10 protein-coding genes are annotated in these 12241 nt (G+C 65.8%); 7 read left to right on the forward strand and 3 right to left on the reverse strand.

Features of this window, described 5'->3' with window-relative positions:
• The first annotated feature begins 10 nt into the window (after positions 1-10).
• Positions 11-193, forward strand: a complete 183-nt coding sequence (locus tag NHH73_04645) for a hypothetical protein (protein USX27597.1) — start codon at positions 11-13, stop codon at positions 191-193.
• 46 nt (positions 194-239) lie between these two features.
• Here NHH73_04645 and NHH73_04650 read toward each other — a convergent pair whose 3' ends face one another.
• Positions 240-1088 (reverse strand): hypothetical protein, encoded by an 849-nt coding sequence (locus NHH73_04650; protein ID USX27598.1) that lies wholly within the window; start codon positions 1086-1088, stop codon positions 240-242.
• A 131-nt stretch (positions 1089-1219) separates the two neighbouring features.
• Here NHH73_04650 and NHH73_04655 point away from each other — a divergent pair, with 131 nt between their 5' ends.
• The 5 genes from NHH73_04655 to NHH73_04675 all read left to right on the forward strand — a co-directional run bounded on the left by NHH73_04655 (position 1220) and on the right by NHH73_04675 (position 8361).
• Positions 1220-2413 carry a DUF3108 domain-containing protein gene (locus tag NHH73_04655; protein ID USX27599.1) on the forward strand — a complete coding sequence of 398 codons (1194 nt, stop codon included), beginning with the start codon at positions 1220-1222 and terminating at the stop codon, positions 2411-2413.
• A gap of 1 nt (position 2414) precedes the next feature.
• Positions 2415-3197 (forward strand): DUF3108 domain-containing protein, encoded by a 783-nt coding sequence (locus NHH73_04660; GenBank protein USX27600.1) that lies wholly within the window; start codon positions 2415-2417, stop codon positions 3195-3197.
• A 147-nt stretch (positions 3198-3344) separates the two neighbouring features.
• The gene (locus tag NHH73_04665) at positions 3345-4721 is read left to right on the forward strand and encodes a hypothetical protein (GenBank protein USX27601.1); all 1377 of its coding nucleotides are present in this window, start codon (positions 3345-3347) and stop codon (positions 4719-4721) included.
• A complete protein-coding gene (locus tag NHH73_04670; protein ID USX27602.1) occupies positions 4714-5523 on the forward strand; it encodes a hypothetical protein in 810 nt (269 codons plus the stop codon). Before NHH73_04665 ends, NHH73_04670 begins: the two co-directional genes overlap by 8 nt.
• Positions 5524-5526: 3 nt before the next feature.
• Positions 5527-8361: a chromosome segregation protein SMC gene (locus NHH73_04675; GenBank protein ID USX27603.1), complete on the forward strand. Its 2835-nt coding sequence runs from the start codon at positions 5527-5529 to the stop codon at positions 8359-8361.
• Here the strand turns inward: NHH73_04675 and NHH73_04680 are convergent.
• Both NHH73_04680 and NHH73_04685 read right to left on the reverse strand, forming a co-directional pair.
• On the reverse strand, positions 8358-8873 hold the full coding sequence (locus tag NHH73_04680; GenBank protein ID USX27604.1) for a hypothetical protein: 516 nt from the start codon (positions 8871-8873) through the stop codon (positions 8358-8360). The genes NHH73_04675 and NHH73_04680 overlap by 4 nt on opposite strands.
• 109 nt (positions 8874-8982) lie before the next feature.
• A complete protein-coding gene (locus NHH73_04685; GenBank protein ID USX27605.1) occupies positions 8983-9516 on the reverse strand; it encodes a hypothetical protein in 534 nt (177 codons plus the stop codon).
• A 210-nt stretch (positions 9517-9726) separates the two neighbouring features.
• Between NHH73_04685 and NHH73_04690 the strand changes: the two genes are divergently transcribed.
• The gene (locus NHH73_04690; GenBank protein USX27606.1) at positions 9727-12186 is read left to right on the forward strand and encodes a prolyl oligopeptidase family serine peptidase; all 2460 of its coding nucleotides are present in this window, start codon (positions 9727-9729) and stop codon (positions 12184-12186) included.
• Positions 12187-12241 lie beyond the last annotated feature (55 nt).

Genomic DNA, 12241 nt, shown 5'->3' on the forward strand with positions numbered 1-12241 from the left:
GTATACGAAGATGAAAGTAGGCAGCGTGGCCTGGATACGGCCGGTCGCCGCCAAGGGCGATACCCTCGACAGTTTTCAGTCCGCCCACGACAGCGCCAAGCTGCTGGAGGAAGAAGGCTTGATCGATATCGAAAAAGTGCAGCGCCAGGAAGACGGCATGATCGACGCCATCCGCATCCAGCGCCTGGCCTGAGGCCGGGCGCCGGCCGCAGTGGCGCCGGGTACTGGCCCGTTACTCGCTAAAGCTTGTCGGAACCGGGCTTGCCGGTTTTCGCCGGCGCGGTTTTGGCCGGGGCCTTTTTCGCCGCCGGCTTGACGGCCGGCTTGTCCGCCGATTTATCGGCCGATTGATCAGCTGCCGGCGCGGCGCTGGCCGCCTTCGCGGTGACCGGACCGGTGCCGGCGTCCGCACCGGCGGCCTTGCCGCCGGCCGTGGCGGCGGTGGCGAATTTCACCGCCGTATCGGTGGCGCGCGCGGCGGCATCGGCCATCATCGATTCGGACGCCATCGCCGTCGACACGGCCTGCTTGAATTGATCCTGCAGCAGATTCCACCACACGGCCGGATTGGGCATCTGGGCGGCGGAGGCGGAGGCGGCGTCGGGGGCCGGCTTGGACGGCGGCGCGGCGTCCGGCGCCTTGGGCGCGGCTTGCTGCGCCGGAGCGGGTGCCGGTGCCGGCGCGGCCGATGGCGCCGGCGGCCATGACGGCTTGCTGGCGGGCGCCTTGTCGGCTTCGCGGGCGTGGTGGAAGAAGGCCGACGCGTACGGATTGGCGTCGAAAATCGACTTGTCGTTGGCGCCCGTGTTGACGGCGGCGGCCAGGCTGGCGCCGACGGATTTGAGCGTGGCGATGGTCCCGCGCTGCACTTCGAGCGCCTGGATGCTACCGCGCAGCATACTCATATTGAGGTTCAGCCAAGCCTCGACGGCCTTCAGGTCGTTGATCTTCTTATCCAGTTCCTCGACCGACAAGGTCGGCGCCGTCAATCCCGGCACGCTCATGCTACCCCACAGGTTTTTGACAAAGTCTAAAGTATCCGTCATCACTCCGGCGCCCGGGATGTGCGGCATTTGCGTATTGGCCATAACTGTCTCCTGTGGATTTTAGCTTTCAGCGTAGCAGATATCCGGGCCGCATTCAAAAAGATTTTGACAACATTTCCATCGCCGCGCGGCGGCGGACCGATGGCTTTGCCCGAACACGTTAAACTAGCGGCATGACGATTGTTTCCTACCTCTTTCAACGCCGACGCCTGCTGGTCGTATGCGCGGCCACCCTGGCGCTGCATTTGGCGGCGATCGACTGGGCGGGCAATCACCTCGGTTCCTCCGCGCCGCGCACTTCGCCCCATCCGCCGTCGGTGATGACGGCGCAATTGCGACTGACCTTGCCCAAGCGCGTCGAGAGCGCGCCGCTGGTGGACGTCAAGCCGCTGGCGCCGCAGGAAGTGCCGCGTCCCCGCGTCAAGCGCCCGCCGCCGCCCCGCGAGCTGCCGCCACCGACGGAACCGGCGCCGGCGACCGACGCGCTGGTCGCCATCGCCGCCATGCCGGTGCCGGCCGGCGACGCTACGTCGGCGGACGGCGTCGGTGAGGGCGCGCCGGCCGGCGGCAAGGATGGCCAAGCCAGGGCCGGGGCGGCGAAGGCGCAAACGGGCACGCCGCCGGCGCCCGCCGAGTCGCCGACGCCGGCGCCGGCCTTGCCGGCCGAAGCTCCGCCGCAGGGCACGCGGCGATACAAAGTGCATCTGCCGCCGTCGGCCAAGTTCGACATGGCGGTGGCGCGGGTGGACGCCGACGGCACCAAATGGACGGGCTCCGCGTCGATGACATGGCATACTGACGGCAGCCGCTACGACGCCTCGGTCGAAGCCGGCGTCAGCCTGTTGGTGACGCGCGTCAACCTGCTGGTACTGCGCAGCGAAGGCGTCATCGACGACTACGGCATCGCACCGGTCAGGGTCACCGAAAAGCGCACGCGCCGGGCGGAGACCGCGACCCACTTCAACCGCGAGCAGGGCACGATCACGTTCTCGGCGTCCGAGCGCAGCTATCCGTTGCTGACGGGCGCGCAGGACAAGGCGACGGTGCCGTTCCAATTGGGCGGCATCGGCCGCGCCGACGTCAACCAGCTGGGCGGCGATATCGATCTGCAGGTCGGCGACGAGAAGGAGGCGACGATCTTCCGCTTCCAGCTGGTCGGCGAGGAGGAACTGAACACGAAGATGGGCAAGCTGGTCACCTGGCACCTGACGCGCCCGCCCAAGCCGGGCACCTATTCGTCGCGGCTGGACATATGGCTGGCGCCGGGGATGAACTGGTACCCGGTCCAGATGCGCAACACAGAGGCGAGCGGCGCGCTGACCACGCAGACCGTCTCCAATATTACGATGACAGAATCCGGAAAATAACATGCAAAAAAAACCTACCATCCGCTTGCTGGGCGCCGCCGCGCTGCTGGCGTTGTTTGCCGGCGCAGGCGCCATGACGGGCGCCCACGCTGCCGGCGACGCTGCCGGCCCCCACCCGAGCGCCAAGCGGGCGCACAGCGAGCCGCCGTCGGCGGACCTCAACTACAACATCACGGCCAAGCAGCACGGACTGACGATCAACGGCACGGCCGCCGTGCAATGGCGCGCCGGCGACGGCAAGTACGCGCTGTCGGTCGAAAGCCGCGCCGCCATCTTCGGCAAGATCCTCGAAACGCGCAGCGAAGGGCTGATCGACGACTACGGCCTGGCGCCGGTGGCGTTCTATGAAAAGCGCTTCCGCAAGGAGGCCAACACCACCAGCTTCAAGCGCGACACCAAGACCATCAGCTTCAGCGTCGGCGACGAGACCTACCCGATCAAGGGCGGCGAGCAGGATCGGGCCAGCATCCAGTGGCAGATCGCCTCGCAGGCGCGGGCCATGCCGGACAAATTCAAGCCGGGCAGCGAATGGGCCTACTTCGTCGCCGGGCGCCGCAACGCCGAGCAATGGAGCTTCAAGGTCGCCAACGTCGAGCCGGTGCAGACCGGCAACGGCGAGGTCAGCGCCGTGCACCTGGTGCGCCAACCGCTCGACGACGACAAGGGCTCGCAGGTCGACCTGTGGCTGGCGCCGTCGCTGGACTGGTACCCCGTGCGGGTAGTGTTCAAGGACGCCGACGGCGACTTCGTCGACCAGACGCTGGATAAGGTTGCCAAGAAATAAACTCCGGGGTCAGGTCCACCATTTCTACACGGGCTAAACCGTTTAGAAAGGAGGCCCCGACCCCGCCCGCCTGCTATACTGACGCCCCCGCGATGATGATGCTTTGTTGCACGATTTGCAATCGCGTTGCGACCAGAATGGCAGAGAATGATTGAACTTATAACAAGTGAGTCCGCGTCCGATCCGGCGCTGGACCAGCAAGACACGCAAAACAGCCTCCAGGCGCACTTCAAGCCGAACATCTCGGCCGACGAAATCGAGCAGGTCTACCACCTGAAACGCGCGCAGCCGCTGCTGCAGGTGTTCACGGCGCTGTTCCACGGCGGTTTCGACGGCGTGCTGGTACGCCTGCTGGTGCTGCGCGAGCTGGCCTCCGACACCGCGTCGGCCAGCTTTAGCCGCGCCGACATCAACACCCGCCTGGCCTATCTGCTCCCCGAGAGCCTGGAGACGGTGCTGATGCGCCTGCGCACCAACCAGCTGCTGGCCTGGGACGCGCAGCACGCCGTCTACCGCGTCACGCCGATGGCCCGCAACGTGCTGTCGGCCATCGACGCGCTGCTGGCGATGGGCAAGGAGGAAGACCCGGCCGACATGGGCTACCTGCTGTCGCAGGTGGCCGGCGCCCAGGTGATGGGCGGCGTCACCGTCGACCAGCTGCAGCATTTGCTGGGCCGCCTGGTGGAGCTGACCGAGGAATTCTCCGACGCCATCGCCTCCGGCTCCGAGTTCCGCCTGCGCGCCTCGCAGGCCAAGTGGCACATGGCCTGCGACTGGGTCGAGAAGGGCTCCGAGATCCTGCGCGCCATCCTGGCCGACGAAAATGCCGACAGCGCCACCCACCGCGCGGCGCAGGCGATCGGCCGCGCGCAATCGGCGCTGCTTAATATGCAGGGCATGTTCTCGCGCGCCCTGAACCAGATCGAGCGCCAGCGCGTGCACCTGGGCCAGTCCGGCCTGTCGACCACCGACATCAAGCGCTGGCTGCTGCTGCACGAGGACCTGGCGTCGCTGGCAGAAGGCGCCATCGACCAGCCGGTGGTGCCGCTGTTTATCACGCCGGCCGAAATGATCGACGTCGCCGAGACCGAGCTGCTGGCCGACCGCGCCGTCAGCGCCGTCTCCGGCGGCCTGCCGTCCGGCGAGGACGCGCCGACCACCATCAGCGACGGTCCGGCGATGCAGCAGGAGCTCGACGAATGGCTCTCGCGCCTGTCGGATTTCGCCACGCTGGCCAAATTGCCGGCGCCCGGTGCTGGCGAGCCCGCGCCATCGATCCCGGTGCAGGATTCGCTGCTGCCGGCGACCTTCGCCGTGGCGTCCTACCGCGCCTCGCTGTTGCCGCTGCTGGGCGACGCCGACGAAGCGCGCCTGCAGGGCGCCACCGGCGACCTGGCGCGCCTGCCGGTCACCTTCAACCCCTGCGACGAAATGGTGCAGCTGCCCGATTTGCACGTGGCGGCGATGTCACTGGCCTCCCTCTCACTTTCTTTGAAACCGGAAGGCGACAAGTCCGATGAATGACGATTCCCAAATCCTGATCGCGCGCCTGCTGACGCATCAACACCTGCGCCGCGACGACAAACTGGTCAAGCGCGTGCTGTCGGACGAGTTGTTCCGCGCCGAAGTGGACGCGCGCCTGCTGGCCACCGGCCTCAAACTGCTCGACAACGTGTACGCCGACCACGTGACCCTGGCGCTGCACCGCGCCATCGAACCGAAGATCTTCGGCGCGCGCGACGTCTGGCAAAACAATAACTTCGGCCTGTCGCGCGACGGCGTGGCCCTGCTGGTCGTGCTGTGGGCGCAGATCATCCTGCCCAAGCGCGAGCGCCAGGAGACCCACCAGCACGCGGACGATGAACAGAACGACATGTTCGGCATCGAGAAGCCGCTGCCGCGCGCCGAGGACACCTCGATCGGTATCGCCTACAAGGCGCTGCTGGCCGACTTCGGCGACAAGTTGGGCAAGAAAACCCGCCTCGATATGAACCTCGGCATCCTGGCGAAACTCGGCTTCATCGAGCGTCGCGGCGACGTCATCGTCGAAGGTCCGTTGCTGGACCTGATGATGGACACCGACCAGCTGAAGGAGCGCATCATCAACGGCGCGCTGGCCGACGTCTTCAAACGCTCGCCGGCGCAGGTCATTCCGGTGCCGCGCCGCACGCCGCCGATCGCCGTCGACGACGAACCGGCTGCGGAGCAGGCGGCCGAAGAAGTTGAAGACGACGTCCCGGCGTTCGACATCCCCGTCGAAAGCCTGCCAGACGCGTCGCCAGCCGACGCGCCAGCCGACGACACCGACCTGCCCACCAAGGACTAAACCATGTTTCACATCAAATCGTTAGAACTGGTCCACTGGGATTACTGGCAGCGCATCAAGAACATCCCGCTGGACGCCAAGATCATCACCATCGCCGGCCAGAACGGCTCCGGCAAGACCACCTTGCTCGACGCGCTGCGCACCTTGTTCGGCCTCGATTGCTCGATGGGCCGTACCTACAAGCACTACGCGCGCCACAGCGGCCAGCAGACCGCCTGGCTGCGCGCCGTGGTCGACAACAAGAACGTCGGCAAGCAGCTGTCGAACCGTCCGTTCCGCAGCTCCGGTTTTTTCAGCGACGACGAGGTCACGCTGTTCTGCCAGATACAGAAGAACGGCGGCGACTGGAAGCGCCAGTACCTTATGCGTCCCGGTAACGTGCAGATCGAAGACATCGGCGAAGCCGGCAACGACTGGCTCGGCGTCGAGAACTACCGCAAGCGCCTCGCCAACGCCGGCCTGTCGCCGGCGATGGCCAAAGTGCTGGCGCTCGAGCAGGGCGAGACCGACAAGCTGTGCGAATACGCGCCGCGTCAGTTGCTCGACCTGGTGTTCCAGGTCTTCGGCGACAAGGAAGTGCTGGACGCGTACGACGAGGCCAAGCGTCACCAGCGCGACACCGAAGTCGAACTGAAACGCTTCGAAACCGAACTGGAAGCTTCCAAGACCAACCTGGAAGGCCTGCGCCTGCGCGTGGCCAATTACCACCAGTGGGAAGACCTGAACAAGGAACGCCGCAACCTGCAGGAAGAAGTGCTGCCAACGCTGGAATACCACGAGGCGCGCGAAAAGCACGGCAACGTGAGCCGCCAGCTGCGCGAGGCGCGCAAGCCGCTGATGCAGGCCGACCAGCAGATCACCGACAAGCGCAACCAGCTGGCCGCGCAGGCGAAAGCGCTGACCGACGCGCAGCAGCACGAGACGGTGCTGGAGCAGGAATCGACGTCGCTGCAAACGCGCCTGACGCACATCAACGGCAAACTGAAGCCGCTCGACAGCCTGCTGGAACAGAAGGTGCGCCTGCAAAAGCTGGCCGCAGATTCCGGCGCCGACCTGGCCGAAGTGGCGCAGCAGCTACAGGAAAAGGAAATCGAGCTGGCGCGCCAGCGCAACGCGCGCGACGCCATCGCCGCCAAGATCGCCGGCGAACTGTCGACCATCTCGGCGTTGCAGGGCAAGACCGCGATGCCGGAACCGGAAGCCCAGCGCACCATGCGCCGCGCGCTGAACGACGCCGGCATCGGCCACGCCATGCTGTCCGACATCGTCGAGGTGACGGATGCGCGCTGGCAGGGCGCGATCGAGGGTGTTCTCGGTGGTTATGCCTCGGTGGTGCTGCTGGATAAATCCAGCGACGCCTCGGCGGCCTACCGCCTGGCGGAAAAAGAACGCTATCGCCACTTCATCGTGCCGGACCTGGTCAACGCGCCGACCGTCAAGGACGACAGCCTGATGTCGGTGGTGAAGTTCTCGGCCAAGGTTCCGGCCTGGCTGGTGGAACAGCTGTCGCGCATTACACGCGTGGACACCGTCGATGCCGGCGCCAAATTGGGCAACCACGAAGAGTGGATCACGCCGGACGCCTACCACCGCGAACGTCGCGGCGGCCGTTCGCTGTTCGTGGAAGTGTCGCGCTACCGCTTCGGTTCGGCCGGCCGCACCCAGCGTATGGAAGCGATCCAGCGATCGCTGCCGGCGCTGGAGGCGCAGGAGGACGCGCTGACATTGATCGTCTCGAAGCTGGCGTCGGAAATCAGCGCGCTGAAGACCCGCCTGGCCGGCGTCGACGCCGCCAAGGAACTGGCCGCGCGCCAGGAAGAATTCGACGAGGCGGCGCGCAACGCCGTGCCGTTGAAGGAAGAGCGCACCGAAGTCGGCACCCGCCTGGGCGAGCTGCAAAACCTGATCAAGAACGCCGTCGTCACGCGCACGCGCGCCGACACGACGTGGCAGAACGCGCGCTTCGCCTTGTCGGAAGCGGAAGCCGGTATGCGTCTGAATAACAAGCGCCAGATCGAGCAGCGCGCCGATCACGCGCGCGCCTTGCTAGCGTTGCGCAAGTCGTGGCGCCATCTGCCGAAAAGCTGGCGCCGTCCGGAACGCCGCCTGCGCCTCGTCAAGGACCACCAGAACGCGCACCAGGTCAACCTGCGCATCCATAGTCTCGAGGCCAGCCTGGCGCGCAGCGACTGGGAACTGGATGCGACGGTCATCGACCAGTACCAGCGTCTGAACGATCAGCTCAGCGGCCGCCAGTCCGAGACCGAGGAGCGCCGCTATCAGAACAACCGCGCCATCGAGGCCACCGGCAACGCCCGGGGAGCCTACATGGAGCGGCTGCGCTACACCATCAAGACCTACTCCAAGAACATCAAGGAGCTGGGCGAGCTGGCGGGCATCGAGGTGCATTCCGATCCGGTGCGCCTGGAGAACGACGACGTGCAATTGGCGCAGGCCGGCCTGCACGTGCGCTTCAAGTTCGACGGCAAGGGCATCATCGGCATGAACGACGGCGAAGCGTCCGGCGGCCAGCAGGTGATGAAATCGCTGGTGCTGCTGATTGGTTTGCTGAAGTCCGAAGACGGCTCCGGCGGCTTCGTGTTCATCGACGAACCGTTCGCCCACCTGGATATCCGTAACATCCAGCTGGTCGGCGAGTTCCTGAAGAACACCGACGCCCAGTACCTGATGACGACTCCGCTGACGCACAACACGGACGTCTACGATCCTTCCGAACTGACGCTCATCACGAGTAAAAAGAAGAAGGATACCGAGTGGGCGCAGCCGATCTTCGTGCTGCAGCGCCGGACCGACGGCGCCGCCGCCAAGGTGGCTTAAGTGGTCGTGATGCCCAACAGCTGATCGAGCTGGCGGGCGAGGGCGGCGGCGGTCTCGCTGCCGCGCGCCTTTTGCACCGCCTCGATGTAAGCGTGGCGCAGTTCGCGCAGCTCGGCTACGCTGCTGGCCTTTTCGACCTTCAGCTGCAAGGTGAAGCCACGCAGGCCGATGGTGTTCTTGATGGTCTTGTTGTAGAAGTCATAAATCGACTGGAACTGCGCGATCTGCGCGGTCTGCGCGGTCTGTGCCGATTGCAATGGCGGCTCGGCCGGCGCGGGTTCTTCGACCAGCGCCGCGTAGCCAGTGGCCGGCACGATGTAACCATGCTCCAGCAATTCGGCCAGCGCGCTCGCGCCTAGTCCCAGCCCCGCCACATTGCGCAGCAGTTCCTCCTCCGTGCGCCGGCCATCGATCAGCACCAGCAGGGCGCGCAGACGCGGCGCAAGCTGATACTTGCGCGTCGCAATCTCCTCCTTGCCCTTGGCGGTCTTGTCGTAGATGGACGTGTTCATAGCCGTGCGAAGTATTGCTGTGCGGATACTTCAGGATATCACCGTTTGCATCCAGCCACGCAGCATAACGATAGCACTGTCGTTTAAATGGCGTGAAATTAATCCGGGATTATTTGATATCGAAGATGTCGATCGGGCGTGGCAGCGGTTTCTGGCTTTTGTGCCAGCGCACCAGCAGCAGGCTGTAGGTGGCGTAGTAGCCGGCCAGAAGACCGGACAGCACGGCCGTCACCGGGTTGCCGAGGAAATCGGGGTCCAGCGGCAGGCCGTCGTGCATGTGCAGGTACGCTTCGAACAGGCGGTAGATCAGGCGGCTGACGAACAGCATCGTCACCAGCAGGGGGATGCGCCGGTCCGGCGTGTAGAAGAAGCCGTCCGGTTTGTTCTCCAGGCGGGTCAGGCGGAAATTGCGCTGGCCCAGCAGCGCGCCGACGACGGCGCCGGCGACCAGCGCGCCCAAGGCGATCCATTTGCCGATCAGCAGGCCCAACATTACCAGGATGACCAGGGACATCACGCTCGCCATCGCATAGTGGCGCCACAGTTCCGACCTGGTGCGCACGATCATTTTTTTCAGCCGGGAGTAAATACGCCACACCGCCAGTGGCACCAGCAGTAGCAACGTCAGCGTTGTCATTTCCATAGTCTATCCAACCGCGTCATTCGAAGAACTGCGATTGTACGCGAGAGTGGGAAGGGCAGGCAGGGCAGCCCACCGCGAACCGCCCAGGATGCCGCGCTGCAGCATGCGTTACAGATTGTCACGAGAATTCCTGCGTGCATTGACATTCGCGTTTAGCATGAGCACACTGAACCGCAGCAGCCCCACTGATTCTGGACCGAAAGGACATCCATGAACAAACAGATCCCCATGCTGCCCCTGAATTTAGGTTTGATGGCCGCCTCGCCGCAGACGGGCGCGCAGGAAGGCGGCTACCGTTTGCCGCCGGCAGCCCTGCAGGCCATCGTCGACGCGCCGCGCGCTCCGGCGCTCAGCCTCAGTCCCCAACGCGACCTGGCCGCCGTGGTGCAAACGCCGCCGTTGCCGGGCATCGCCGAAGTGGCGCAGCCCGAACTCAAACTGGCCGGCCTGCGCATCAATCCGCGCACCTGCTCCTCGTCGCGCTTCTCGTTCGGCACCGATCTGGCGCTGCTCGATATCGCCACGCAGAAGGAAAGCCGCATCCGCGGCCTGCCGCGCGGCCTGCGCCTGTCGGACCTGGCCTGGTCGCCGGACCAGCGCTACCTGGCCTTTACGCACATGGCCTTCAAGGGTGATCGCGGCGCGGTCGAACTGTGGCTGGTCGATATCGCCGCCCGCAAGGCCGGCCGGCTGTCGGCGCAGCCGCTGTCGGCGGTGCTCACGCGCGGCTTCAACTGGCTGCCCGACAGCAGCGGCCTGCTGGTGCACTGGCGGCCGACCGGCATGGGCAAGGCGCCGCAATCGACCGGCATTCCGTCCGGCCCGATCCAGCAGGACAGCGAGGCCGATGGCGCCATGCGCCAGCTGCGCACCTATCAGGATTTGCTCAAGAACGAAGACGACGCGCGCCTGTTCGAGCATTACGTCACGGTGCAGATGGTGCTGCTCGACCTGCACGGCAAGGGGCGCATGATCGGCGCGCCCGGCCAGTATTCGCGCACCTCGATCGCGCCCGGCGGCGAGTACCTGCTCACGCAAAGCATCACGCGGCCGTATTCGTACATCGTGCCGGCCAACAGCTTCGGCGAGCGTGTCGACGTGCGCAACCTCGATGGCGAATTGCTGCACACGGTGGCAACCTTGCCGCTGGAGGAAGGCCTGCCGCCGGGGAACGACGCGGTGTCCGACGGCGTGCGCCACGTGTCGTGGCGCGCCGACGCGCCGGCGTCGCTGGTGTGGGCCGAGGCGCAGGACGGCGGCGATCCGGCGCGCGCGGTGGCCGACGGCATCCGCGACCTGGTGTACCTGCATGCGGCGCCGTTTGCCGAACCGCCCAAGGTGCTGGCGCGGCTGACGATGCGCTACGCCGGCATCGCCTGGGGCAGGGAAGATGTCGCGCTGATCAACGAGCGTTGGCACAAGACGCGCGACTACAAGCAGTGGATGATCGCCCCCGGCCATTTGTCGACGCCGCCGGAACTGATCTACGCCGGCTCGTACGAGGACCGCTACAGCAGCCCGGGTTCGCCGGTGATGCGCGCCGACGCCACCGGCTTCCCGCGCCTGCTGATCGGGCCGGGCACCACCATCCTGCTCGATGGCGCCGGCGCCACGCCGGAAGGCGACCGTCCGTTCATCGACCGCCTCAGCCTGACGACCAGGCAGAAAACGCGGCTGTTCCAGAGCGAGGCGCCGTACTTCGAGAATGTGGCGGCGGTGCTCAACGACGACGGCACCTTGTTGATGACAACGCGCGAGTCGCCCACCGAGCGGCCGAATTATTATCTGCGCGACCTCACCAAGCCGGCCGGCAAGCAGTTGCGGGCGCTGACCGACTATCCGCATCCGACGCCGCAGTTAAAGGATGTGCACAAGGAGCAGATCCGCTATCCGCGCAACGACGGCGTCGAATTGACGGCGACGTTGATGCTGCCGCCGGGCTACGAGCAGGAGCGCGACGGCCCGCTGCCGCTGCTGATGTGGGCCTATCCGCAGGAGTTCAAGTCGGCCGGCGCGGCCAGCCAGACCACCGGTTCGCCGTACCGTTTCAACTCGGTCAGCTACTGGGGGCCGGCGGCGTTCCTGGCGATGGGGTATGCGGTGCTGGACAATCCGTCGTTCCCGATCGTCGGCAGCGGCGAGGAGGAGCCCAACGACACCTATCTGCCGCAGCTGGTAGCGGACGCGCAGGCGGCGGTGGACGAGGTGGTGCGGCGCGGCGTGGCCGACCGCCATCGCATCGCCATCGGCGGGCATTCGTATGGGGCGTTCATGACCGGGAACCTGCTGGCGCATACGCGCCTGTTCCGGGCCGGGATTGCGCGCAGCGGCGCCTACAACCGCACGTTGACGCCGTTCGGCTTCCAGTCGGAGGAGCGGCCGTTCTGGCAGGCGCAGGCCGTGTACCAGGCGATGTCGCCGTTTAATAACGCCGACAAGATCAAGGACGCGATGCTGTTGATCCACGGCGAGGAGGACAGCAATTCCGGTACCTTCCCGTTGCAGAGCGAGCGCATGTTCCAGGCGATCAAAGGGCTGGGCGGGACGGCGCGGCTGGTGATGCTGCCGAAGGAATCGCACGCCTACCGGGCGCGCGAATCGATCCTGCACATGCTGTATGAGACCAACGCCTGGCTGGATAAATACGTGCGCCAGGCGAAACCGGTGTAATCGGCGGGCGTCGTAGAATGGACGCCCGCCCTTACCCTGGAGTGAAGATCATGGA

It is taken from the genome of Oxalobacteraceae bacterium OTU3CINTB1, from assembly GCA_024123955.1.
GTDB lineage: Bacteria > Pseudomonadota > Gammaproteobacteria > Burkholderiales > Burkholderiaceae_D > Rugamonas.